This is a genomic window from Salinirubellus litoreus (assembly GCF_037335815.1).
Taxonomy (GTDB): domain Archaea; phylum Halobacteriota; class Halobacteria; order Halobacteriales; family Haloarculaceae; genus Salinirubellus; species Salinirubellus litoreus.
Map to the genome: position 1 here is coordinate 527,890 of NZ_CP147842.1, position 24,183 is coordinate 552,072.

22 protein-coding genes and 9 pseudogenes are annotated in these 24,183 nt (G+C 60.7%); 18 read left to right on the forward strand and 13 right to left on the reverse strand.

The window, feature by feature from the left end; genetic code table 11:
• Positions 1 to 226 precede the first annotated feature (226 nt).
• Together WDJ58_RS25490 and WDJ58_RS25495 are read left to right on the forward strand one after the other, a co-directional pair.
• Complete coding sequence (locus tag WDJ58_RS25490) at positions 227 to 697, forward strand: universal stress protein (RefSeq protein WP_338917937.1); 471 nt, start codon at positions 227 to 229, stop codon at positions 695 to 697.
• A 259-nt stretch (positions 698 to 956) separates the two neighbouring features.
• Positions 957 to 1,325 carry a hypothetical protein gene (locus WDJ58_RS25495; RefSeq protein WP_338917938.1) on the forward strand — a complete coding sequence of 123 codons (369 nt, stop codon included), beginning with the start codon at positions 957 to 959 and terminating at the stop codon, positions 1,323 to 1,325.
• 229 nt (positions 1,326 to 1,554) lie between these two features.
• On the opposite strand, the gene WDJ58_RS25500 is transcribed toward WDJ58_RS25495, so the two are convergent.
• The 7 genes and pseudogenes from WDJ58_RS25500 to WDJ58_RS25530 form a co-directional block, all read right to left on the reverse strand.
• Entirely contained in the window at positions 1,555 to 4,317 is a 2,763-nt protein-coding gene (locus WDJ58_RS25500; protein ID WP_338917939.1) for a cation-translocating P-type ATPase, read from the reverse strand.
• A 73-nt stretch (positions 4,318 to 4,390) separates the two neighbouring features.
• The gene (locus WDJ58_RS25505) at positions 4,391 to 4,651 is read right to left on the reverse strand and encodes a universal stress protein (RefSeq protein ID WP_338917940.1); all 261 of its coding nucleotides are present in this window, start codon (positions 4,649 to 4,651) and stop codon (positions 4,391 to 4,393) included.
• Between the two features lie 188 nt (positions 4,652 to 4,839).
• A pseudogene (locus tag WDJ58_RS25510) lies at positions 4,840 to 5,058 on the reverse strand (universal stress protein); the annotation flags it as partial.
• 76 nt (positions 5,059 to 5,134) lie between these two features.
• Positions 5,135 to 5,200, reverse strand: a pseudogene (locus tag WDJ58_RS25515) (universal stress protein); the annotation flags it as partial.
• 107 nt (positions 5,201 to 5,307) lie between these two features.
• Positions 5,308 to 6,453 (reverse strand): sodium:phosphate symporter, encoded by a 1,146-nt coding sequence (locus WDJ58_RS25520; protein ID WP_338917942.1) that lies wholly within the window; start codon positions 6,451 to 6,453, stop codon positions 5,308 to 5,310.
• 159 nt (positions 6,454 to 6,612) lie between these two features.
• Positions 6,613 to 7,035, reverse strand: a complete 423-nt coding sequence (locus tag WDJ58_RS25525; RefSeq protein ID WP_338917943.1) for a universal stress protein — start codon at positions 7,033 to 7,035, stop codon at positions 6,613 to 6,615.
• A gap of 514 nt (positions 7,036 to 7,549) precedes the next feature.
• A complete protein-coding gene (locus WDJ58_RS25530) occupies positions 7,550 to 8,032 on the reverse strand; it encodes a pyridoxamine 5'-phosphate oxidase family protein (RefSeq protein ID WP_338917944.1) in 483 nt (160 codons plus the stop codon).
• Positions 8,033 to 8,261: 229 nt separating this feature from the next.
• Between WDJ58_RS25530 and WDJ58_RS25535 the strand changes: the two genes are divergently transcribed.
• Positions 8,262 to 8,654 carry a secondary thiamine-phosphate synthase enzyme YjbQ gene (locus WDJ58_RS25535; protein ID WP_338917945.1) on the forward strand — a complete coding sequence of 131 codons (393 nt, stop codon included), beginning with the start codon at positions 8,262 to 8,264 and terminating at the stop codon, positions 8,652 to 8,654.
• Between the two features lie 592 nt (positions 8,655 to 9,246).
• Here the strand turns inward: WDJ58_RS25535 and WDJ58_RS25540 are convergent.
• A complete protein-coding gene (locus tag WDJ58_RS25540; protein ID WP_338917946.1) occupies positions 9,247 to 9,633 on the reverse strand; it encodes a cyclic nucleotide-binding/CBS domain-containing protein in 387 nt (128 codons plus the stop codon).
• A gap of 181 nt (positions 9,634 to 9,814) precedes the next feature.
• Here WDJ58_RS25540 and WDJ58_RS25545 point away from each other — a divergent pair, with 181 nt between their 5' ends.
• The 5 genes and pseudogenes from WDJ58_RS25545 to WDJ58_RS25565 all read left to right on the forward strand — a co-directional run.
• A complete protein-coding gene (locus tag WDJ58_RS25545; protein ID WP_338917947.1) occupies positions 9,815 to 10,195 on the forward strand; it encodes a universal stress protein in 381 nt (126 codons plus the stop codon).
• On the forward strand, positions 10,144 to 10,689 hold the full coding sequence (locus tag WDJ58_RS25550) for a universal stress protein (protein ID WP_338918376.1): 546 nt from the start codon (positions 10,144 to 10,146) through the stop codon (positions 10,687 to 10,689). The genes WDJ58_RS25545 and WDJ58_RS25550 overlap by 52 nt, the downstream gene beginning before the upstream one ends.
• 396 nt (positions 10,690 to 11,085) lie before the next feature.
• Positions 11,086 to 11,367 carry a universal stress protein gene (locus WDJ58_RS25555; protein WP_338917949.1) on the forward strand — a complete coding sequence of 94 codons (282 nt, stop codon included), beginning with the start codon at positions 11,086 to 11,088 and terminating at the stop codon, positions 11,365 to 11,367.
• Complete coding sequence (locus WDJ58_RS25560; protein WP_338918385.1) at positions 11,313 to 11,447, forward strand: universal stress protein; 135 nt, start codon at positions 11,313 to 11,315, stop codon at positions 11,445 to 11,447. The genes WDJ58_RS25555 and WDJ58_RS25560 overlap by 55 nt, the downstream gene beginning before the upstream one ends.
• Before the next feature lie 42 nt (positions 11,448 to 11,489).
• A pseudogene (locus tag WDJ58_RS25565) lies at positions 11,490 to 12,332 on the forward strand (universal stress protein); the annotation flags it as partial.
• A gap of 72 nt (positions 12,333 to 12,404) precedes the next feature.
• Here WDJ58_RS25565 and WDJ58_RS25570 read toward each other — a convergent pair.
• Positions 12,405 to 14,947: pseudogene (locus tag WDJ58_RS25570) on the reverse strand (calcium-translocating P-type ATPase, PMCA-type).
• Between the two features lie 270 nt (positions 14,948 to 15,217).
• On the opposite strand from WDJ58_RS25570, the pseudogene WDJ58_RS25575 reads away from it, so the two are divergent.
• Both WDJ58_RS25575 and WDJ58_RS25580 read left to right on the forward strand, forming a co-directional pair.
• A pseudogene (locus WDJ58_RS25575) lies at positions 15,218 to 15,723 on the forward strand (SDR family NAD(P)-dependent oxidoreductase); the annotation flags it as partial.
• Between the two features lie 42 nt (positions 15,724 to 15,765).
• The gene (locus WDJ58_RS25580; RefSeq protein WP_338918412.1) at positions 15,766 to 15,945 is read left to right on the forward strand and encodes an SDR family NAD(P)-dependent oxidoreductase; all 180 of its coding nucleotides are present in this window, start codon (positions 15,766 to 15,768) and stop codon (positions 15,943 to 15,945) included.
• A gap of 108 nt (positions 15,946 to 16,053) precedes the next feature.
• On the opposite strand, the gene WDJ58_RS25585 is transcribed toward WDJ58_RS25580, so the two are convergent.
• On the reverse strand, positions 16,054 to 16,950 hold the full coding sequence (locus tag WDJ58_RS25585; protein WP_338918386.1) for a universal stress protein: 897 nt from the start codon (positions 16,948 to 16,950) through the stop codon (positions 16,054 to 16,056).
• A gap of 102 nt (positions 16,951 to 17,052) precedes the next feature.
• Here WDJ58_RS25585 and WDJ58_RS25590 point away from each other — a divergent pair, with 102 nt between their 5' ends.
• From WDJ58_RS25590 to WDJ58_RS25615, 6 genes and pseudogenes are all read left to right on the forward strand, one after another.
• Positions 17,053 to 17,544, forward strand: a complete 492-nt coding sequence (locus WDJ58_RS25590) for a DUF2267 domain-containing protein (protein ID WP_338918387.1) — start codon at positions 17,053 to 17,055, stop codon at positions 17,542 to 17,544.
• Between the two features lie 46 nt (positions 17,545 to 17,590).
• Positions 17,591 to 18,480, forward strand: a pseudogene (locus WDJ58_RS25595) (universal stress protein).
• A gap of 87 nt (positions 18,481 to 18,567) precedes the next feature.
• A complete protein-coding gene (locus WDJ58_RS25600) occupies positions 18,568 to 19,026 on the forward strand; it encodes a pyridoxamine 5'-phosphate oxidase family protein (protein ID WP_338917954.1) in 459 nt (152 codons plus the stop codon).
• 544 nt (positions 19,027 to 19,570) lie between these two features.
• Positions 19,571 to 19,810, forward strand: coding sequence for a hypothetical protein (locus WDJ58_RS25605; RefSeq protein WP_338917955.1), 240 nt, complete (start codon positions 19,571 to 19,573; stop codon positions 19,808 to 19,810).
• An 85-nt stretch (positions 19,811 to 19,895) separates the two neighbouring features.
• A complete protein-coding gene (locus WDJ58_RS25610) occupies positions 19,896 to 20,198 on the forward strand; it encodes a cupin domain-containing protein (RefSeq protein WP_338917956.1) in 303 nt (100 codons plus the stop codon).
• Between the two features lie 105 nt (positions 20,199 to 20,303).
• A pseudogene (locus tag WDJ58_RS25615) lies at positions 20,304 to 20,983 on the forward strand (class I SAM-dependent methyltransferase).
• Between the two features lie 139 nt (positions 20,984 to 21,122).
• Here WDJ58_RS25615 and WDJ58_RS25620 read toward each other — a convergent pair.
• Complete coding sequence (locus WDJ58_RS25620; protein ID WP_338917957.1) at positions 21,123 to 21,554, reverse strand: universal stress protein; 432 nt, start codon at positions 21,552 to 21,554, stop codon at positions 21,123 to 21,125.
• A 149-nt stretch (positions 21,555 to 21,703) separates the two neighbouring features.
• Between WDJ58_RS25620 and WDJ58_RS25625 the strand changes: the two are divergent.
• Positions 21,704 to 21,977, forward strand: a pseudogene (locus WDJ58_RS25625) (amphi-Trp domain-containing protein).
• A gap of 4 nt (positions 21,978 to 21,981) precedes the next feature.
• On the opposite strand, the gene WDJ58_RS25630 reads toward WDJ58_RS25625, so the two are convergent.
• A complete protein-coding gene (locus WDJ58_RS25630) occupies positions 21,982 to 22,119 on the reverse strand; it encodes a hypothetical protein (RefSeq protein ID WP_338917959.1) in 138 nt (45 codons plus the stop codon).
• Between the two features lie 88 nt (positions 22,120 to 22,207).
• Between WDJ58_RS25630 and WDJ58_RS25635 the strand changes: the two are divergent.
• Positions 22,208 to 22,624 (forward strand): annotated as a pseudogene (locus tag WDJ58_RS25635) (universal stress protein).
• A 295-nt stretch (positions 22,625 to 22,919) separates the two neighbouring features.
• Here WDJ58_RS25635 and WDJ58_RS25640 read toward each other — a convergent pair.
• Positions 22,920 to 24,089 carry a CBS domain-containing protein gene (locus WDJ58_RS25640; RefSeq protein ID WP_338917961.1) on the reverse strand — a complete coding sequence of 390 codons (1,170 nt, stop codon included), beginning with the start codon at positions 24,087 to 24,089 and terminating at the stop codon, positions 22,920 to 22,922.
• Positions 24,090 to 24,183 lie beyond the last annotated feature (94 nt).

The following is a 24,183-nucleotide window of genomic DNA, read 5'->3' on the forward strand; positions in this document are numbered from 1 at the left end:
GGAACCCGATCGGAGCAGCCCTGGCTCGAGAGACCATCTCGAGCCGGGGGACCGTCCCCACGGGCGAGGCCGGATCGGTTCTCGGACCGATCGGTACCCTCCTCCGATGCTGTCGACGAGAACGGTGCGCTCGAGCGCCGGTTACCGACCATCGGGACGAGACGATCCCGCGGCGGTCGACCGGGACGGCGATGTATATTTGCGGCTACACGTCTCGCGTTATCGTATGCCGACCAGAGTGCTTGTGCCGACCGAAGGTTCGCCCCTCTCGATGAAAGCCCTGGAAGTCGCCTTGACGGATTACCACGATGCCGGGATCGTGGTACTGCACGTCATGGATCCCATCGGATCGGGACTCAGCATCATCGACGTGATGCGGCCGAAGTTCGGCGACGGCGCCCCACCCGGCTCGGTGACGCCCGAGTACTGGGAGGAGTGGCACGAGCGGGCCGAAGCACGCGCCGAGGAGGTATTCGAGCGTGCTCGCGAGGTGGCCGGGGAGTACGACCACGCCGTCGAAACCGTCCACGAGTTCGGCGACCCCGACGACGTCATCGTCGAGTACGCCGACGAGCACGACATCGATCGCATCGTCTTGGGCAGTCACTGCCGGACCGGCGCGGAGCGCTATCTCCTCGGGAGCGTCGCCGAGACGGTGGTCAGACGAGCGTCGGTCCCGGTCATGGTCGTCAGGTGAACGGGCGCGCGAGTCGAGGGTCGTCCGGCGGATGTGAGCCGAACGGACGGGATCGACTCTGCGCTTCGACTCGTCGGACGTAGATAGCGGAGATACGTTACAGCACCCGTACCGGAGGTCTGGCGGGACTGGGGCAGTCGGGTACTCGACGCACACTCGAGTGGCGAACGGATGAGCGACCTACCTCCGTGCGAAGGGAAATCCAACGGGATGGGAACGACTACGGAGACTTTTGAAAGATCCGCGTTGAACCGGTACCATGGCGAAACTCAACCGTCTCGAGTACGACGGAGTCTCGCACCAGCCGTGGAGCGAACCCACGCTCGCCGATCTCACGAGCGGACATACGGGGATGTCCGAAACGAGCGAGTGGGACGACCTGACACGGGGCCAGAAGCGACACATCAGGCATCACTTCCTCGTTACCGTCGGCGAGACCGATTCGGACGGACTCCCGGAGACGTTCGGCCAACTGAAACTCCCCGTGGTGACTCCGAACCACAAGCTATCGAAGCAGGCAGTGGACAACGCCGACGCCCGGTTGGGTCAGGTCGAAAGCCTCGGAGACGTCGAGTCGGACGCCCGTACCCGCCTCACCAACCTCCAGGAGAACGAACTCGGCGAGTAGGGGTCGGCGAGGGGTCCCCGGATCCGACCCGCCCTGAGAGCCCGTCAGTGGATCGTCCGGACGCTCCGAACGGAGGGCGTGTATCTCCCATCGAATGGGTCGAAACACGACGAGTACAGAACCCGTACACGGGGGGGCCGGGTTCCGATGATCGGTCGGTAAGGAAGCTTCCGTCGTACCGACTGCATTCCTCGTGGAGACCGTTTCGCCGTCCGGAGGCCGAGAGACGTCACTCGGCGTCGGGGGGCGCGAACACCCGGTCGAGGACCTCGCTCGTACCGAGGTTCAACACGAGGAAGCCGACGAACGCGGCGCCGATCCAGGTCCACTCGTCCACCGAGAGCGGTCGAACCGCGAAGAACTCGTTGAGCGGCGTGTAGAGCACGAGTAACTGCAACAAGAGCGTGATCCCGATCGACCCGATCAACCACCTGTTCGAGAGGATCGAGAGGTCATACCGCGCCCGGATCACCTGGATCCGCACCACCTCGACGACGACGAGGAACGTGAACAGCAGCGTCTGGGCGCGGATCAGGGTCGTGACCGTCAGCAGGCCGTAGAAGAACAGCGCGAGCCCGGTGACCGTCATGACGAGACCGATCACCGCGATCGAAGCCATCATCTGTCGGTTGATGACCGGCTCGTCCGAACCCCGTGGCGGTCGGTCGAGGATGTTCTCGGTCTTCGGATCGGCACCGAGCGCCAGCGCCGGGAGCCCGTCGGTCACCAGGTTGATCCAGAGGAGCATGACCGGCGTGAGGATCAGTGCCTCGGACTGCTCCGCGAAGAGCTCCGGGAACAGGAACGTCCCGACGAGGACGCCGACGAACACCACGAGCACCTCGCCGGCGTTGGCCGAGAGGAGGTAGTTCACGAACTTCCGGATGTTGTCGAAGATGCCCCGGCCCTCGGCGATGGCGTCGCGGATCGTCGCGAAGTTGTCGTCCTGGAGGACCATGTCGCTGGCCTGCTGGGCGACGTCCGTCCCGCGGATCCCCATCGAGATGCCCACGTCGGCGTTCCGGAGCGCCGGCGCATCGTTGACGCCGTCGCCCGTCATCGCCACGTTGTGCTCGTTGGCCTGGAGCGCCTCGAGGATCCGGACCTTGTGGTCCGGATTGACACGAGCGAACACCTCGACGTCCTCGACGGCCTCCCGGAGTTCTTCCTCGGAGAGCGGCTCGACCTCCTGCCCGGTCATGGCCCCCTCCGAGTCGAACCCGACCTCCTCGCCGATGGCCTTTGCCGTCTCGGCGTTGTCGCCGGTCACCATGACGACCCTGATCCCCGCGCTCCGGCAGTCCGCGACGGCGTCCGGGACCTCCTCGCGCGGCGGATCGAGCATCCCCTGGAGTCCGAGGAAGACCATCCCGTTCTCGATCTCCTCCTCGCTCGCGTCCGGGTCGCCGACCTCTTTCGACGCGAACCCGAGGACACGAAGCGCGTCGCCCGCGAAGGTCTCGTTTGTCTCGAGGATCGCCTCGCGCTTCTCGTCGGTGAGCTCCGAAACCTCCCCGTCTTCGAGGACGCGGTCGCAGTGGTCGAGCACCACCTCGGGAGCGCCCTTCATGTACGCGGTGGTGGGGTCCTCCTCGACGACGACGGTCATGCGCTTGCGTTCGGAGGAGAACGGGATCTCGCGGCGACGGTCGTGGTCGTAGTCGAGCCCGGCCTTCTCCGCGGAGACGAGGAGGGCCGCTTCGGTCGGATCGCCCAGGTACTCCTTCTCCTCGGATTCGGGGGCGCGTTCGGCGTTGTTGCAGACCGCGCCACACCGGAGGACGGGTTCTAACTGGCCCGGATCGATCGACTCGTCGTTTAACTGGAACTCGCCCTCTGGTTCCGTCCCCGATCCGGTTACGGTGTACGTCTCACCCGACGTGTAGATCCGCGTGACGGTCATCCGGTTCTCCGTGAGCGTCCCGGTCTTGTCCGTCACGATGACGTCGACAGACCCCAGGCTCTCGACGACGGGGAGCCGCCTGACGAGCGCGTTCCGGTCGACCAGTCGCCGCGAACCGAGTGCCAGCGTGAACGTGACGACCGCGGGGAGGCCCTCGGGGACGGCCGCGACGGCGAGCGTCACTCCGACGAGGAGGATCGTCAGCGGGCTCGCCGCCGTGAGCAGAAACTGGACCACGGCGACGAGCGCGATGAGGGCGATGACGCCGTAGCCGATCTGTTTCCCGAGCTGATCGACCTCCTTCTGGAACGGCGTCCGTTCGTCCTCCGCCTCCTGTATCTGGGTGGCGATGCTGCCGACCTCCGTATCCATGCCCGTTTCGACCACGACAGCGGTTCCCCCGCCCCTGACGGCCGAGGTGTTCATGTAGACCATGTCGGTCCGGTCCGCCAGTGGCGCGTCCTCGTCGACAGCCTCGACCGATTTTTGGACGTTCGTGCTCTCGCCGGTGAGCGCGGACTCGTTCGTCTCGAGACTATTGCCCTCGACGAGTCGGGCGTCGGCGGGAACCGCGTCGCCCTGTTCGAGGACCACGACGTCCCCTGGGACGATCCCGGTCGCATCGATGGAGACCTTCTCGCCGTCCCGCAGTACCGTCGCCTCGGGCGAGGACATCTCCCGCAGTGCCTCGATGGATTTCTCGGCCTGATAGTCCTGAACGAACCCGAAGACGCCGTTCGCGAGGAGGATCAGGAGGATGAGCGCGGCGTCGGTATAGTGGGGTTCGAATCCCGGGAACAGGCCGACGCCCAGCGAGAGGAGTGCTGCGAGGACGAGAATATAGATGAGGAAGTCCTGGAACTGCGAGAGGAAGATCTTCACGGCGGAGATCTCCTCCTCTCGACGGATCTCGTTCGGACCGTATTCCTCAAGTCGACGCTCGGCCTCCTCAGACGTGAGTCCCCCTTCGTCCGTGTCCACCCGTTCGAACACGTCCTCGGGTGCCAGACTGTGCCAGGCAGTCGATCCGACGTCCCCGTCTCGCGCTCCCTCTCCTCCTGGCTGCTCGGAGGACGCCGTCGTACTCATTGCCCGGGGGACGAAAGCGAGAGCGCGTTCGACGTATCGAGTCCCCGTCTTATCATCAATATGTTACCTACGACTACGCATGCGCAAAAGACGGCACCGATATTCCCGGTCGGTGGGAAGTGCCCATCCCCGGCCGATCGTCGTCCGATACGAGCACACCGGCCGCGGGCCAGGTCCGCTGGTAGCGGACGATCCCCGGCGGCAACTCTCCGAGCTCGAGGACGTGGACGATGCACAGCTCGGCATCGAAGCGGTCGGCGAAAGCGATGGCCGCCTCGGCGGCGGCGTCGGCGACATCGCTCCCATCCGTGGGGACCAGAATCCGATCGTACATGCGTTCTCTCTGTGGCTGGAGTCGGTGTGGTCATAAAATCGACCCGTGAACTCGGCGATGGACCCCGCGAGAGTCTGGATAGGGCCACACGGATCGTCCATCGGACGGCCGTTTGAGGCCCCGACTCCTCTGACGACGGTCACCGGGACAGGCGCCCGCTGGACGACGGTCCCTGCGACGTCGCCGAGTAGCACCCGGGAGACGAGCGACCTGCCGTGCGAGCCGATCACGATGAGGTCGATACCGTGCGCCTCCGTGCACTCCGGAATGACCCGCGAGGGCTTTCCGAACTCCGTGACGGTTCGGACCTCGCTGGCGTGGTCTTCCGTCCGCTCGCGAATCTCGCCGAACAGTTCCTCGGCGCCCTCCACTGGACGGTCCCGGATTTCCGCCGGTCCGACGAGCATCTCGGCCCCCGTACCTCTCCTCGACGTGGTCGATGACGCGGAGAACGGTGATGCTGGCGTCCGGGTGGATGTCCAGTGCGAAGTCGAGAGCACGCTCGGCGAGCGGTGAATCGTCCATCGGAACCAAGACGTGTTCGACCATACCACGAACCCTCGTCAACGGGTGCAACAGGTTCTCACGATACTTCCCCGTCGCCTGGGTTGTAGCCCCCCGTGACCCACTCGGGCCGGACTCGACCGGAAGGCACCTCAGTTCACCGCCAGCGGCACGAGCAGGAGCGCCAACGGCACCACCAGCAAGAACAGGACGAATGCGAGGAACACGCGTCGATCCTCGAGAAGCCGCTCGTCGATGGCGACGATGACGCGACTGTAGGTGTCGTGGACGAGGAGCGCTCCCAGCGTGAGGAGCGTCGCGATCGCCAGGAGTTCGAGGACGACTGCGGTACCGACGGCCGACTCGAGGAAGACGGCCACGACCAGGGTATCGATTAGCGTGCCGATGTTGGCGCCGAGCACGTACGGGATGAGTTCCTCGCGTTCGACGTAGCCCCGGTTGTAGAGGGGGACGATGACACCGAGCGAGAACGCCACGCTCGTCGTCACGCCAGTGACCAGCAGACCGATGGCGAACGACACCCAGGTGCGCTGCAAGCGACTGAAGAACCGCTTGCGGAGTGTCGCCGTGTCGACGTTCGCGAGGATCCGGTCGAACAGCTTCAGACTCGCGAACAGCACCCCGACCGCAACGAGGAACGACAGCACCGGGCCGATAGCGTTCGTGATCGTGGCGGTGAGCGGGTCAAAGAATCCCAGCGGGTCGGCGCTGACGGTCCACCCCCGACTGGCGGCGCGAAACGAGTCACCGAGGTACGGCAGCGCGAGATACCCGAAGGCGGTGACCGGGAGGTAGACAGAGAGCGTCAGGAGGAAGGTGAGTAGCCCCATGCTGACCGATTTCTGCAGGGAGTAGCGCTCCTTCTGGAGGTAATCGAGCGCGCCGATGAAGACGACGATCGCCGCGGCGCCTAGCCGCGACCCGGCGACCATCAGGAACAGCTGTGGCGCGGAGACGATGTCGACCGTGAACAGCGAGAGGGCCAGCGCCGCGACCACCGACCCATTGGCGAGGGCGTACGCACCCGACCAACTCAGCCCGAGCGCGGAGGCGTCCCCGACGACGACCCGGAGGAACACCCGTTCGAGGAGCGGGGCCGCGGCGTCCGTGGCCGTCCCGAGCAACTGGACGGCGAACAGGAACAGGAGGATCGCGCCGGCGGCACCGATGGGGAGGAGACGGGAAGACGAGAGTTCATCGGCCAGCTGGGAGAACCGAAATCTCATCGGATGCGCCTCTTCGGAGCGGACGGATTCCACCACGAGCGAGACGGGCATCTGGGTCCCTCGTCCCACCGACGTACCGAGATAATGGCGCGACTGTCGAATCGAATCATGCTGTTGCTAGCGACACTCCCGATCACTGGGCGCGTCGAATACCTACCGATGAAACCCTCCGCCCCACGATAGTCCGAACGGGCTCGTTCGATTCCATGGCTACTGCACTCCGGCTTCGACGACTTCCATGTCTCGGTCAGCCAGATCCGCGACTTTCCGCCCGACCCCACGGAAGTGTTCGTCGTGATCACCGTGTTCGCCCATCACGATGACGTCCGCGTCCACCTCCTCGGCGTATTCGAGGATTACGTCGTGAGGAACCCCGTGTCGGGTCTCCCCCCGGACCACCACGTTGTGTTCCTCGGCCATATCGACCACTTCATCGACGCATACCGCCGCGTGGTCCTCCGCGTAGATGGTCGCGAGCTCCGCCGAACTGAGGACCGGGTCCTCGAAGCGTCGCCGGTCGACCACGCAGATGACGTGGAGTGTCTCCCCCCTCTCTTCGGCGAGGTCGATGGCACGTTCGGCCGCCTGCCGTGCGTATTCGCTTCCATCCGTGGCCAGTATGATCACTCCCATAACGTAGTAGTCGCCGGGAATCAATTAACTCTGTACCGTAGTTCCCAGTGGCTCGGAACAGCTCTGTACGAAGCGCGAGCGTGCCTCGTCGAACACTCCGTTCCCGGTCTCGAGAGCGGGGAAGATTGCGCCCGCAACCGAACACCCGATCCGCTGTTCGTCGATCAGCCCGTCGAGGATCCTCATTCCGTTCCAACACCTCCGGCCTGGTTCCGGATTGCCGAACCGAAACGAGCAAACGACTGCGACGCAGCCATACCGACGGGACCGTCAGTACAGGAGGTGCGATCCCTCTACTCGGGATAGGTACCGTCGTTCGGTCACATCCGGGACCCGGTCGCTACTGCGGGGAAGGTATGCGATGTGAAGGGAGAGGTATGCCACTGGCGGGTCCACGCCTCACTGTCTGTCCAGTCCGGGATATCTCTCGGTATCGAGCAGGGAGATCCGGGCTGTTGACCCTGCGAACCCCGGTTCGAGTGTCGGTCCGACCGACTCGAATGAATCGTTCCGATCACGCCTCGTCGGACTCCCTCTCGAACCCCGGTGGAAGCCCGATATGCTCGATCCCGACCTGTGCGTCGATCTCGAACCGGTAGAGTTTGGTCTCCTCCACCGCGCTGGCCTGTTCGAGCGCGTCGGGACGCCGCCGTAGCTCCATGACGTCCTCCACGGCCTGTCGCTCACTCTCGGGCACCTCGCTGATCGTCCCGGTGAGAAGCACGCTCTGCCAGTTGAACATGGTGTCCGCACGATACACGAGGAATCGTGCGACATCCGTCCGCGTGCTCAACGCCGCCTTCCGACTTTCCGAACCGAGGACGTAAATAAAGTAGAGATGGGACTCCCCATCAAACCAGTACGACAGCGGACGCATGCTGGGTGCTCCATCAGTGGGAAGTCCGAGCACGCCTACGTTCTGGCTCGAGAGAAACCCCTTGATTTGGTCCTCGTCCATCTGGACGACGCCGTAGTCGGAAAACTCGTCGATTGTCATTGGGAAACACAGAAGAGACAGATCGTATAAAAATGGTTCGTCGGTTCCTAAGTTACGAGAGCAGACACAGGACGACTCAATATGCGGCTCAGTTGGCGATTGTATCGAATGGGACGTAACCGAAACGACGAGCAGTGCGTGTTCGAACGAGCTATACGACCAACGCGCGTTTGCGCTCGACGATTAAGCAGCGGGTAGACTCATCACCGCGTCGATCGTACCTGTCTGTATGACTATCCAAGTCGACACTACCGAACGCATCGACATCGTGGACGTCACGTCGGACGTGATCGATATATTCCCCTCCGAGTTCGACCGTGGCGTCTGCACTGTTTTCGTCCCACATACGACGGCTGGAGTCGTGGTCAATGAACCCGAAAGTCGCCTCCTTTCAGATATCGAGCACGCACTTGAGCGGCTCGTCCCTCGCGATGAGGAGTACGACCACAATACGATCGACGATAACGCGGACGCCCACCTACGGGCGATGCTTCTCGGCGAAAGCGTCTCCATCCCGGTCGTTGACGGTGACCTCGCTCTCGGGACGTGGCAGTCGATCCTTTTCATAGAGTGTGACGGACCACGAACGCGGTCGTTGGAGGTCACGACCATACCGGCGTAGTTGACTGGGGTTACCCTGACTCGGAAAAGAGAGAGAGAAGTTTGGATCTCCCGGACCAGCGCACCGAAAGGTCGACAGCCCTCCATAGGGCTATCCTGAGACTTGCGCAAAAGTCGATCGAACATCCCGAGGAACGAGCCGTCGGATCCCTCCCACGGCTAACGCTGTGTGACCTCCTCCCCGTCGTTCACGACGGGGCTTCCCACGGCCCCGCACCGCTGGGTTGGGATATTTGCTGGTTTGCGACTCCTCGGCATGACGAGCCGATGGCGGGGCCACACCGCCGTTACTCCTATCCCCGGCAGGGGATTCGGAGGTATCTTGACCGAGACACCACAGCGGTTCGAGGGTGTGGCTCGAACGTTCTGGTTCTCGGAGACCCGATATTGTGCCGTTAGGTGGCGGTGTGACCGCCCCGGTGTGGGTCATGTTAGGACGCGATGTTACGTAAATATCCGTATTAGCGTCAGAGCGTGGTCTGGAGAGGAGGTGTCGGATTCACGCCCCCCGTAAACGGCGGGATTCTCTCCTCGAAGAAAGATAGGCTCCCTCCTGGCATCCGGTTGAACAGTGAAAGCGACGCCCTCGGGGGCTACGAGGAACGTGACAAGGATGCAGTGAGATCCATGGTCGTGACCATCCCGATGACTTCTCCTCCGTCAACGACCGGGACGTGATGGATCAGGTGTTCGAGCATCGCATTGATAACGTCGCTCACGGGCGCGCTCCGCTTAGTCGTAATAACGTCAGTCCGCATGAACTCGGCCACGGTCGCATCTGACGACACCATCTGATCCCTGACGATCAGGACGAAATCAGTCGCCGTGAGGAGTCCCTCGATTTGGTTCGCATCGTTAACGACGACGAGGGCACCGACATCGTGTTTGATCAACTCCTCTGCAGCGTCGTGGATCGGGGTACTCGGGAGGACCGTCTCGACGGGTCGGGACATGATCTGGTCGACGTAGAGTTTTTCCATGGTCTGGCTATCGATGGATCGACACAAAGAAGTTCGCCCTTCGATCTGCCTCCGATCGGATTGGTAGCTATTGAAACGTATCGTCTGAGTCAAAAGGACTCTGGCGTGACCCTCTCGGAAAGGACGATGGGCATCACGTAATGTGGCTCATTCCAGAACCGATCGTCGAGGGGGAGTCTCGATGTACGATACGATCCTCATACCAACGGACGGAAGCGAAGGGGCTGAAGTTGCAGCACAGCATGGACGGACGCTCGCGGCGGCGTTCGATAGTCGGATTCATGTCCTGAGTGTCGTCGACGAACGGTCGTATAGCAGCGATCTGACGGACCTCGATCCAGCGATTTGGGACCAGCGAGAGATGCTCAAACAACAGGCGATCGAGAGAGTTGTTGATATCGAGGACATCGCTAGCGACTCATCTATCACGTGCCACACAGCGGTCGAACATGAGGTTCCTCACGAGTCGAACTTTCCCACGTTACAGACCACGATATCGATCTCATCTCGATGGGCACCCACGGTCGCACGGGGCTCAAGCGATTGCTACTCGGGAGCGTGACCGAACGTGTCGTTCGAACGAGTGACGTTCCCGTTTTCACCTCTCGACTCGCGCTTGTTGACGAATCGGGCTACGACCATATCTTGATCCCAACCGATGGAAGTGAGGCCGCGACTGGCGCAACCGATCATGCGGTAGTGATCGCTGAACAGCATGATGCGACGATTCATGCGCTCTCCGTCGTCGATATTAGTGCGCTAGCTGGGGTCTACGGTGTTGGAACAGGCACTTCCGACGTAGAAAGTCTTGAGGAAGGATGTGAGCAGGCCGTCGGAGCAGTCGAAGAACGATGCGCGGACCGAGATCTTGATGTCGTTACGAACGTGGCAGAGGGGAGTCCGTACCGTGTGATCCAACAGTACATCGACGACGAGGGGATCAGCCTCGTCACGATGGGGACGCCCGGCCGGACAGGCCTCGAACGCTATCTTCTCGGTAGTGTGACCGAGCGCGTGATCCGGACGAGTGATGTTCCGGTACTCATTGTGCGATGATAGTGAGGCTGTGTCAGGGCTCGCTGGACAGACATCATGAGCGTAACTTACAGATCACGCTGTTGCAGCCGTGTCGCTTGATCTATTCTGCGTTCGATCACCATTCCATTTCGACCTCGTCACGAGGGATTGCCGCTATTCGATAAGACCCGCTCCCCGTCCCACGTCGGCCGTCAGTGGGAAGCCCCCACTAATCAGGTAGCCGGTATTTAAGTGCTCGCTGGACACACGCCGAGATATGGCTACGGCACGGTGGTCATCCGGATTCGGGTTCGTTCTCGCGACGGTCGTTCGTGTTCAATCTTGGTTTCGACCGCAGACTCGGAGGCTTGGGTCGCCTGCTCTTCGGATGGAAGCCGTGGTGCCGAACTCGCATTAGGTGAGGGAATCGCCGTAGTGAAAGCCACCGGCGCAACGCTCCATCTGCTTCACGTCGTCGAGGTAGGGAGCCTGGGTTCCGACGCTCGATCCGTCCTGAAAGAGGGTGAGTTGACGGAGCGAGTGAACGAAATCGTGTCAACAGCTATCGAGACTGCAGAGGCGTCGTCACTCGATGCCATCGAGAGCGAAACCGAATCCGGTGTCCCGTCCAAGGAGATACGAAACTACATGAAGAGAACGCGATTGACCTCGCTGTCCTTGGGACGCACGGGGAGATCGATTTCAGCCGATATATGATGGGTGGCGTAAGCGCGAAAATCGTCCGAACGACACCAGTTCCGGGGATGTGGGTTCGTGAGCCGGAATCGAGTGGGTGACAAACCATTTGGACGTGATTCCCGTAGTCACGCACAGTAGAGATGTACGAAGACATTCTGCTCCCGTTCGACGGCAGCGATGGGGCTGCGGAGGCACTACATCACGCCGCCGAAATTGCACACTGGGCCGACGCTACCATCCACGTCCTCTTTGTCGCGGATACGACACGGGATAGCGTCACCGTCGTTGAAACCCAGGTCGTCGACGCCCTCGTCCAGGAGGGCAAGGCTATCGTTGAAGAGGCAGAGAAGACACTGCGCACGCTCGGGGTGGACTACGATTCCGATGTCGTCCAGGGGAATCCAGCGCCGACGATCGTTGAGTACGCTGAGCGATATGGCCACGATGTGATCGTGATGCCAACCCACGGCCGGAAGGGGGTGTCACGATATCTACTCGGAAGTGTCACGGAAAAGGTCGTCCGTCTGGCGTCTGTCCCCGTTCTTACGGCACGGATGCAGCCCGACGAGCAACTGATGTTCCCCTACGAGAACATCCTCATCCCGACAGACGGGAGTGATGGTGCGATCCACGCTGCGGGCCATGGTCTCTCACTTGCAGCGGCTCTCGATGCGACCGTTCACGTGCTCTCCGTCGTGGACGACACCTCGCTTGGCCCGGACGTTCGCTCGACCGTGTCCGGACAGGATAGTGAACAGACCGCGACCGATGCCGTCGAGGATGTCGTGTCCGAGGCCGAGACTCACGGGGTCACAAATACACTCCGCCACATCGAACACGGCGCACCCATCGAGAAAATACTCGACACTATCGATTCGAACGACATCCACGCCGTCGTGATGGGGACGACGGGAAGGCGGGGGACTGATCGAATCCTGCTCGGGAGCGTCGCTGAAAAGACTGTCCGCTCCACGCCAGTGCCGTCATCACCGTTGGACACGGCGAGTAGCGGCTCAATAAGGGGTCTCAAGCTTGAAGGAATGAGCAGTGAAACCTCAGTAAGGGTTTTCTCCGGGGTCCTCGTCGAGCGGGAGATATCGTTTGATTGCAAGCACGACAGCGAGGTATGCGGGGAAGCCGAGGACGAGTACAGCGCCGATGATCCCCCAGTCTTCGAGGCCGAGTGGCACTGTTCCAAAGTACTGATTGAGTGGGGTATACAGTACGGCGAGTTGCAACACCACCGATCCCCCGACCGCGAGTGCGAGCCACGGATTCGAGAACGTCGGCGTCTCCCGGAGCCAGCGGATGACGTACAGCTTCTCGAATTCCAGGAAGACGAACCCCGTGAACACCATCGTCATCGCATACGGCGTCACTGCGGCCGCTCCACCGACCACGTAGAACATCAACCCGAGCATGAGTACGGCCGAGACTGTCCCCGCGCCCCCGATGAGGCCAAGCATGGGGCGTTCGATAATGCCCTTGTCGGGATCACGCGGTGGTCGGTCCATCACGTCGCCACTTCGCGGGTCTGCACCCAGCGCCAGCGCAGGCAACCCGTCGGTGAGCAGATTGATCCACAGTAGCTGAACCGCAGGGAGCACGAGGTAGCCGTACAGCGATGCGAGAAAGACGAGTGCGACTTCCGCCACGTTCGCACTAAGCAGGAAGGCCACGAACTTCCAGAGGTTGTCGAAGATGGCTCGACCGCGTTCGACCGCTCGTTCGATCGTGGCGTAGTTGTCGTCCAGCAAGACCATGTCGCTCGCCTGTTTGGCCACGTCAGTCCCTCGGACACCCATCGCGACACCGACATCAGCGTTCTTTAGCGCCGGTGCGTCGTTGACGCCGTCACCCGTCATCGCGACGATGTGGCCGTTCTCTTGGAGCGCCCGCAGGATGCGTACTTTGTGTTCGGGAGAAGTGCGGGCGAACACGTTGACCTCCTCAACCCGTTCAGCCAGTACTTCCTCATCAGCTGATCGAGGTCACGTCCCTCTGTCACCTCTTGGCCCATCCCGAGTTCTCCCGCGATCGCGGCGGCCGTGCGGACGTTGTCGCCGGTAATCATCTTCACGTCGATCCCCGCCCGCTTGGTCGCCGCGAGCGCGTCGGCAACCTCCGTCCGTGACGGGTCGATCATCCCGACGAGCCCAACGAACACCAGGTCGTCCTTCAAGTTCTCTGGATCGTCCGTGTAGGCGATCGCGAGCACACGGAGGGCTTCGTCGGCGAACGTCCGGACCTGTTCCTGAACCGTTCGGCTCTCTCTGAGGTGAGATCGGTCGGTCCGTCGTCGGTGAGGACGCGAGCGGACTTCGAGAGGACGACCCCCGGGGCGCCCTTGACGTACCCCACGTCGCCGTGGACGGTTCCCATCCACTTCTGCTCTGAAGAGAACGGAAACTCGTCGGTTCGGGGATGCTCCTCGCGGAGCGCCTCGACGTCGAGCCCGTGGTCTTCGCCCGCCGCGACAAGCGCCTGCTCGGTCGGATCACCCTTCTCGGCGGTGGCGTCGTTGCAGAGCCCCCCGGCCCATAACAGGAGATCGACGCGGTCGGACGAGGACTCGACGCCGGCGTCGTCGAGGTCGACGGCGGCGTCGTTCACCCACACCTTGCTGACGGTCATCTGGCCCTCGGTGAGCGTCCCGGTCTTGTCGGTGCAGATGACGTCCACCGATCCCAGCGCTTCGACGGCCGGCAGGCGGCGAACGAGGGCGTTCTCCTCGGCCATCGTCCGTACCCCCAGTGCGAGGGTCAGCGTCACCACGGCCGGCAGTCCCTCAGGGATGGCTGCAACGGCTAGCGACACTGCGGTGAGCGCTGCCTCGACGAGTGGCGTGTCCCGGAACAGTAACAGCGGGATCACGAGCGCGGCCAGCGCGAAGACGCCGAGGCCCAGCCGGCGGCCGAGTTCGTCCAGTTCCTCCTGGAGCGGCGTCTGTGTCTCTTCGGTGGCCGCAAGTTCCCGTGCAATCGAACCGACTTCGGTCTCCATCCCGATCGCGGTGACGGCCGCCACTCCTCTGCCACGCGTGACGTTCGTGCTTTTATACACCATATTGTCCCGCTCGGCGAGTGGTGTATCGGAATCGACCGGTTCCGGCGACTTCGAGACTGGTGCACTCTCACCGGTGAGCGCCGCTTCATCAATTTCGAGGTCGGTATCTTCGAGCAACCGTCCATCGGCGGGGACGACGTCCCCGCTTTCCAGTTCAATTACGTCTCCGGGAACGAGTTCGGTCGCATCAATCTCGACAGTTGTTCCGTCCCGGCGAACCGTCGCCGTCGGTGCAGTCAGTTCACGGAGTGCCTCGAGGCTCTGCTCGGCGCGGTAATCCTGGACGAATCCGAAGATTCCGTTCACGACAACGATGACGGCGATCAGAACGGCGTCGATGGAGTGGCCGGCCCAGGCCGAGAGTACAGCCGCCGCCAGCAGTACCCAGATGAGTACGCTGTTGAACTGTGCGAGGAAGATCGCTAGTGGCGTTCGTTCGCTGGCCTGGGCGACCTCGTTCTCGCCGTACTCCGCGCCGTTGCTGGGCCGCCTCAGAAGTCAGTCCTTCAGTGGAGGTGTCGTGGGCTTCCAGGACCTCTTCGGCCGAACGGCTGTGCGGATGGTCGTTCACTACCGGTTGTTCACTCTCGTCCGTAATGGAAGTTGTCGGAACGATCCTGCTGACAGTACTATCGGTCCAGCGCTGTGGCAGACCAGCGTTTTGACCTCCGCCGCGAACAGGCGCGACCAGTTCGGAAGGGTGACGGACGACCGAGCCAGTCAGTGTTACTTCAGCCCTCGAAACATCATAGAGTAGTCGTCCAGGAGTCTTCTTATCCAGACTCCGAGTGTAGGCGCTCCCGTGCTCGATGACAAGATTGCGATTGTCACGGGCGGGTCGACAGGTATCGGACGGGCGACTGCAGAGAAGTACCTCGAGTACGGGGCCGACGTCGTTATTGCGAATCGCTCGACCGAGACCGGTCGAACGACGGCGGAGGAGCTCGGTTGTGACTTCGTCCAGTGTGACGTCGCCGAGTACGAGCACCTGAAAGCGCTGGTGGAGACGACCGTCGAGGACTACGGCCGATTGGACGTGATGGTGAACAACGCAGGCATCGGTCGCGTCGGGTCAGTCGAGGATATGTCACTCGAGGACTGGCACGACGTGATGCGGATCAATCTGAACGGCGTCATGCACGGGACGCGAGCCGCGGTGCCACACCTGAAAGAGTCCGAGGAAGTATCGTCAATATCGCGTCGATCTACGGCCTCGTCGCCGGGCCGGCAGCAACCGCCTATGCGACGGCCAAAGGCGGGATCGTCAACTTCACACGATCTGTTGCCGTCGATTACGCCAAGCAGAACGTGCGAGTCAACAGTATCTGCCCTGGGTTCGTCGACACACCGATGACCGAACCCGTCTTCGGTGAGGAGGAATTCTACGAGTACGTCCACGGGCAGACCCCGATGGGGCGGGTCGCACAACCAGAAGAGATCGCCGGCTTAGCAATGTTCCTCGCCTCCGACGAGGCCTCATACATCACAGGAGCGAACATCCCCGTTGACGGCGGGTGGACAGCACAGTAATTGACTACCGGATCACCATTCGGGCTGTTTGTAGTTTAGTCTTCATCGCTCCTATTCTGTGATTACGAGGGCAACTGGTAGCCACAGGTACGTGATCTCCTCGGGGGATCAATCGGATCGCTTTACCACAAGGACAGGGACATCGACGGTTCGAAGCACGGTCGAAGCGACGCTCCCGATTAGTTGCCGCTGGAGGTTCGACCGGCCGTGAGAACCCATGACGACGAGGTCAACGTCGTTTTCCTCGACGTACTCACGGACACCGCCAGCGGCACCCTCGAACGAACGAAGTCGTTCGACGGCAGTCTTCACAGTCCGATTCGGGGCGGATTCCTCGATTTTGTCTGCAACTCTGTCGACAGCGTCCTGCCCTCTCGCGTCGAGCCGGTCGACGAATTCCTTTTCGAGCCCCCCGGCGTTGAAGACACCGCCTGCAGCCTGCAGATCCACGACGTTCAACACGTGAACGTCTGACTCATAGCGCTGAGCGATCGCTATTCCATGAGGGATCGCTACTTCAGCGTTTTCGCTCCCGTCCGTCGTGATGAGGATTCGTGAGTAATCGGACTCGCTCCCGCTGTCGTGGTTCTCGCCCGAGACGACAAGCACGGGGACGTCACTTCGATGGAGGAGATGCTCGGTAACGCCGCCCAGAAGACGCCGGCCAAGCCCGGTCAATCCCTGTCTCCCGACGACGATCAGATCTACGTCCTGCTCATCCGCATACTCGCTAATCTGGACTGCCGGCTTGCCTTCGGTCAGTCTCGTGGTAACAGAATGGCCAAGTTCTGACGCGAGTTCCTCTATTTCTGTGAGGGCCTCTTCCCCACGTGCTCGTAGCCGGGTCTTCTCGTCAGAGGTTTCCGTGAGCCGGAGTGCCTTCTGTTCAATGACAGACAGAACATCGACGGTCGCGTCGAAGCCCTGAGCGAGTTGGAGCCCACGTCGTGCTGCTCGCTTCGCTTCGTCACTCCCATCCACGGCGATCACGATACGGTCATACATCGTGAGTGGGATTTTGAGAGCGACTCCCTTCATCGTTTGCCAGAGTGACTTCGACGGCCAAGATATTATGAGAGCGTGTCTCGTAGCTCCATGGAGAGATCCATGAATTTCGATGAATTCACAGGCGAGGTACAGCACCGGCTCGAACTTCCGGGAACCGGAGAAACGGTTCGAGCGATTCGGGCGACGTTGATGACGCTGGGCCAGCGCATTCCGGAGGGGAACGCCGAGGATCTCGCCGCCTCACTCCCGACGGAGGTCAAATGGTACCTGACCGGGGCCGTCCGCGAGCACGGCCAGCGATTCGACTGGCGGGAGTTCGTCAACCGTGTCAGCGAGATAGAGGGAGCAGACCGACCGGAAGCGGCCTACCACGCGCAGGTTATCATGGACCTCGTGAGCACCCTCGTGCCACCATCTGATCTGCAACAGCTTCGGAACCAACTTCCGGAGAGTGAAGACGACGAGAACTGGCACAAACTCTTCGCCGTGATCGATTCGGGAGGCTGGGGTGACGCCCAAGAAGCACAAACCGGTGGAGGTCCCCAACCAGACGAGACACCCGTCGATCAGCCGGAGGACTCCGATACGTGATCCGCTGGCCGGACAACTAACTCGTACTTCAAAAATTGCGTCCATTATGTATACCCACATCCTGTTCCCGACGGACGGAAGTGATCCCGCAGAGTCAGTTCTGGAGTACGCACTCCAAATCGCGTCCGAACACGAGGCCACAATTCACGTCCTCAATGTCGCGGACACCGGTCGAGACAACCTCACGACCATTCGTGGGAAAGTCATCGATGTTCTTGAAGAAGAAGGGCAGGAGATTGTGGACGAAGCGGCGCAACGTGCGAGAGCAGAGATGTGGCCGTCGTTTCTGAGGTCCTCCAGGGCGACCCGTACAGAACGATCGTCGACTACAGCGAACAGTCGGATATCGACTGTATCGTCATGCCGACGCACGGACGCCGCGGGATTCAACGGTTCCTCCTCGGGAGTGTCACCGAACGCGTCATCAACACTGCTGCGGTGCCCGTCATCGCGGTCAATCCGGATCGAGATCGGCCACTCGCGTACCCATCCCAGCGCGTTCTCGTCCCGACGGATGGGAGCCGTGGCGCCGAACTCGCGCTGACAGAAGGGATCGATGTCGCGAGAGCGACTGGGGCAACGCTCCATCTGCTTCACGTCGTCGAGACGGGAAACCTCGGGCCCGATGCTCGTTCCGCCCTGAAAGAGAACGAATTGACTGGCCGAGCGAACGAGATCATGGCTGAGGCCGCCGAGACGGTGGAGGAAGCGTCAGTTGAAGCAGTCACCAGCGTAATTGAGCACGGTGAACCCTCGAACGTGATCCGCAACTACATCGACGAGAACGAAATCGAACTCGCAATTTTAGGGACACACGGACAAACCGATTTCAGCAGATACGTCATGGGTGGTGTCAGCGCCAAACTCGTCCGGACATCTCCGGTCCCGGTAATGTGGGTTCGCGAACCCGGATCAGATGTCACCCCCGATTCCTGAATAGAACCCCTGATAGCAAACCCACAAGTCCGATAGCGTTTGGAGTGTGGGGCCACATCTTTTGGCATCCCAATTCGAAGTACTCGTATGGAAGACGTCCGCTCGGTACGGTTGAGTGAGGGCGAACGGAACGAATTTTTAGGCCGCGGTGGAACGGGTATCATCTCGTTCGATACCCCGGGCGATGAACCGCCGTATTCCCGTCCGGTTTCGTATGGATACGACGCAGAGACAGGGCATTTCTACTTCCGGTTTGCCGTTGGCCCCGACGACGCTGGGAAGGCAGATATTGTAGACGAAGACAGGGTGGTTTCGTTCGTCACGTATGACCAGACGGACAGCGGCTGGCGGAGCGTCATCGCCACGGGGAGGCTGGAAGAGATAACGAAATCGGCCCTTGATCCAGCTGTCGCTGATGCGATGGAGCGAGTCACCATCCCGTTCGTCGACGTGTACGACAGCCATCCACTCACGTTGGAGTTCCGATTCTTCCGACTCGCGCCCGATGAAGTGACCGGAAAACAAGAGGCTGGGACTGCGCGCTGAGCAGTGTGAACAGGACGGGTTCGACGACGCTCCTGAAACAGAGCATCCACGGTAACGACCTGTCCACACTCTGCAGCCGGGGGACAGTCGCCCGGCACTCCGCAAGATCGGTTCGTTTGATGGCAGCGTACTCCCGACCCCGGATCAAGGATTGACAATCGGTCTCGTCCTTTTCTACGGTAACCTCGACCACATCCTCTCCTCTCAACGGATCACCGGAAGGATCGCTGCCGCAACTGCCTCGCTCGCAATCCCGACGAGAAACAGAAGGAGCAGAAACAACCCCAGGATGATAACGAGGACCGTTTCTTCTTTCATCCGTTACTCCATGCAATTCTCTTCGACGGTGTGGACTCTCCTGTGTTGACGTGTTCCGTGCTGATCCATCGAGAATCACCGTGTCTCGTTGGCTTCCATTAGCATATGCAATCGGAAAAGGAGCGGGCCTACGTTCGTCAGAGCCATACTGGTGCTGGACAGAGAGGAATACTTTTTTAGTCGTCTCCTCTCGACTCAGCTATACTAGTTTAGGTGGTCCTAAAACATGATCCGCGATCACATCAGGCATATCAGAGCGCACCTCGACGAACAGTCGGTTCCAGTCCGTGGCGGCGTTACCGTCGGTGCACTCGTGTCGCTCCCACTGTTGGGAAGCGGAGTCCGAACAGTCGGGAGTGCGCTTGACCTCGGGATGTGGACGCTCCCGCTACTCGCGATCGCGCACGTGCCAGCCGTCATCGCCCTGATCGCGATTTGGTCCATCGTGAGTGCCGTCCGGGGGTGACTACCGATGTGGAACCAGATTCCTCTGCAGGACAGTAGTTCCAAGTGGACCGGTCGAAACACCCCCGAAACGGGATGATCAAACGATGACGACCGTCGAAAACGTTCACGAGGGTCCGGGAGCGCCGCACGCACAGCTCTTCCCCGAGTCCGAACCGAAGACGATTCGACTCACCCTCGAAGCGGGCGAACGGGTCGAACCACATCGGCATCCTGACAGGGAGATCGTCTTCTACGTCATCGACGGAGCTATTGAACTCCAGCTCGGCTCGGAGAGCCATGACATAGAAACGGGTGACGTCGCTCGCTTCGAGGGCGATCAGGACATCTCGCCGCTCGCTACTGAAGCGAGTACCGCGTTGATCGTGCTGGCTCGCCAATCGGAATGAACACTCCGTGGACACGATTAGGGGTGCCGATGTCCCGGGAACCGGGTCGTCCGTGGGAAGCACTTGAGCAACGGTGACGAGTTTCGAAGACGGGAACCGGGAATGATGACCATTCAACAGGAATTCGACCAGTGGGCCGCGTCGGGGAGAGATCGCGACATGGAGGATGACCACTGGCACACGGCAAAGCAAGCCCTGGCGATGATGCCCGTCGAGGCGGGCGACACCGTTCTCGATCTCGGCACCGGTTCGGGGTATGCGCTTCGGGCGCTCAGCGAGATCCACGAACTCGACCGGGGTGTGGGTCTCGACGGAAGTCCGGAGATGGCGACCAACGCACGCGAGTACACTCAGGCCGACTCTATCGGTTACACGGTCGGCGACTTCCATCACCTTCCGTTCACAGACGACAGTATCGACCACGTCTGGAGCATGGAGGCGTTCTTCTTCGCGCACGAACCGGTCACGATGCTCGAGGAGATCCGGCGGGTGCTCCGCCCCGGTGGGACGGTCTTCTGTGCGGTGAACTTCTTCGAGGAATCCGAACAGTCCCACCAGTGGCGGGAGCGAATCGATCCGCCGATGTACCTGTGGAGTCAACAAGAGTATCGAACGCTGTTCCGCGAGGCCGGATTGAGCGTCGCTGTACAGGACACGATTCCGGACGAGGAGATCGAATCCCTCCCGAAGACCAGTTCCCGACCGACGAGTGGGAGACGCGCGAAGCGATGGTCGATCGCTATCGGACGTGGGGGACGTTGTTGACCGTCGGTGTTGCACCGTAGCCGGTGGGAGTACGCCGTGACCGACTCGCGCCCTCCATCTTGCAGGCGCTCGGAGAACTATCCAATACGATACAGATGAGTGGTGAAGCGCGAACCCGCAACTCTACGGTCGACGAACCACTCACCTCCGGACGAACCCCTACCGGATAATTGAGACGAGGACGGGCGACCGCCGCATGACCGTCTCGGCGACACTCCCCAAGGGAAGTGGCGAATCGTCGTCTCTCCCGTGGCTCCCCATAATGATGTGATCGATGTCGTTCTCCTCGGCGTACTCGACGATAGCCCGCCATGGTTCGCCCACGGCTACCTCAGTGGTTATCTCCGCACCATGATCGGAGGCCACCTCCCGTGCCTCGTCGAGTATGTCGTCGGTTTCCTCCCGAGCTTCGTCGTACCAGTTCTCGAATTGGGCTTGTGAGAGCGATTTATCGCCGTCGTTCCATGCGCCGTGTGGCGTCATCACAGAAAGAACCGTGACCCGGTCCTCGGGGTACGTCGTTACCGCGTACTCCAGCCCCTCCAGAGACTTCGGCGATCCGTCCACGGGTACGAGGATTTGTCGTGACATGACTACACATCAGACCGCGAAACGAGAAAAGTCTGCAGGCAAGCCAATCTGACTGCAGCCACACTTGCATCCCCTATCTCGACAGCTCTCGCTTGAACACCTACAGTGACCCATCTCTTTTCCCTCTCACGGAACGTAGACCCTCTGGTATGCCAGAGGAAGTGCTCTTCAAGTCTGAGCAGCGCCAGAGTCGAGAACAGATCGCATCGTACCTCCAGACGGTCGTCGATACCCTCAGCGCCGGTGAACCGATCACACTCCAGGGTGGTGGTGACTCGGTGACGCTTGAGCCCCACACAGCCCACCTTCGAAGTAAAAGCCGAACGAGAAGGCCCGACGAACGGCCCGAAAGAGTTGAGTATCGAGTTCGAACTCGAATGGCCCGAAGACGGTGATGACGGCGGCGAGCTCGAGATCGGGTAACCTCTCAGTTGACTTCTCGTAGGGACTTCTCGTACACGTTCCGACGGGACCCCTCCTTCTGTTTCGCCTGACGGCGTGTCTCAAGATCGAACTCCTCTTGGACGGTGTCATCGATCGCTCGGAATGCCTCTTCCACGGTCATATCTGTTCATTCGTAGTGGAGTCAGGAAACTCTACGTGGTGATTCCCGTAGAACGGGGCTTGATCTCTCACCGGACCTAGGAGACAGCATGTACTTCGATATCCTGATCCCCACGGATGGAAGCCAGGGAGCGCAGGTAGCTATCGAACACGGACTTGAAATCCCACAACAGTCCGCGACCACGGTTCATGCCTTGTACGTGGTCGATACGCGAGTGTCGCGATCCGGTCCGCTTATCGAATCGCTCCGGCGCGAAGGGCGAGAGGCAGTGCGAGAACTCGAGGTGGCTGGAACTCAAGCCAGCCTCTCTGTCGTCACGGAGGTTGTTGAAGGAATTCCACATCAAGAGACTCTCGAGTAGAGTACGACTCATGGGATCGATCTTATTGTGATGGAAACCCGGGGTCGGACAGGTGTTGATCGTTTCGTGATGGGAAGTGTCGCTGAACGTGTGGTCCGCCACTCTCCAATCCCCGTGCTCACGGTACGAAGAAATAAACTGTAGCCGAATACCCACACATATAGCCGCCACAGAGAGGACCACTACTCTCTATCGCAATCGGTCGCAGCTTCGGCCTCGAGCTGGACCCACAGATCCTGAAAAACTCACACATTACGAGACGCGGCCTCAACTACTGAGCGCTTTGGGGAGTGGAACTACAGTTGGGGTATCGGGGCTGTAATGCGTGGTATCGGACAAATTCTATCTACCCGACCGAAATGCGACTGGTATAATGTCTCCGGCACATCAGGGTTTGCAGCAGGTGCCGGCGACAATGCTCGATGTATGCTGCAGGATTTCACACACTGCTGATTTCGGCCTCAGACTGACTAACAGACCGTGGGAGACCACCTTTCTGGATCACGTTGAATGCCCGCATCAAATCTGTCCGGGAGATGATCCCGACGAGGTTCCCGGTTTCGTCGACGACAGGCAGGCGACCGACGCCGTTCTGCTGCATTTGCTGAAACGCCTCCATCGCGTCGGCATCGGGGGCAATCGTCTTGATGTCGGTTGACATCACGTCCTCGACCCGGAAGGCGTCTCGTTCGACCTCTTCGATAGCGCCCGCATCATCCAGTGTCACCATTCCGATGAGATCACCGTTTCGTACCACCGGATATCCGATATGCCGTTCATTAAACATCCGCGCAACGAGGTCGGTGATTGAGGTGTCCCCGGTAACCGTCTCAAGATCCTCTTTGTGGGTCATCACGTCCTCGACGGTGACGCCTTCGAAGGCCGCTTTGACCGAGATCTGTTGCGCTTCACCGGATGCGGCGATGTAGATGAAGAACGCCAACAAGACGAGAAACAGATTGGTGAACAAGCCGAGCAGGCCCAACATGAACGCGAACACTTTTCCGACGGAAGCTGCCTGTTGTGTCGCCCGAGCGTGTGGCTGATTGCGAGCGAGAATCGCCCGGAGGATACGTCCCCCGTCCATCGGAAAGCCGGGGAGGAGGTTGAACGCAGCGAGCACGATGTTGAGAATGGTGAGATAGCCGAAGACGAAGCGGGCGGGGTTCAGACTCGACGGTAGTGAGACGAACGCGACGTAGGAGCCAATGCCGATGAGGACACTCACGATTGGCCCGGCGATAGCAATCACCAGCTCGTGCTGCCAGTCTTCAGGGAATTCGGTGAAGCTCGCCACGCCGCCGAGCAACCAGAGGGTAATCGAATCGATCTCGTACCCGTACCGCAGTGCGACCAGCGAGTGGCCGAATTCGTGTAGGAGCACGCCAGCAAAGAGGCCCAGAGCTGATGCCAGTCCAAGTATCCACGGAAGATATCCGCTTGTCAGTTGCTCGGAGTCGATCGTTGTGGTAAATGTCTCGTTGATTACGAGTACCAATTCAGTGATGTCCCAGGCGATGAACGCAGCGAACAGGGGCAGGACGATCAGAAAGGTCCAGTTGAGCCTGATCGGGATCCCGAACGCCGAACCGATCCGAAATCCTCGCATACGTGAGTGATTGCGTGGAATAGGTTAAAAAGCGTCCGTTGGCAGGAGCTACGTGTATCGGTGAGACTGGTAGTATCGCCCTCACTATAATCTT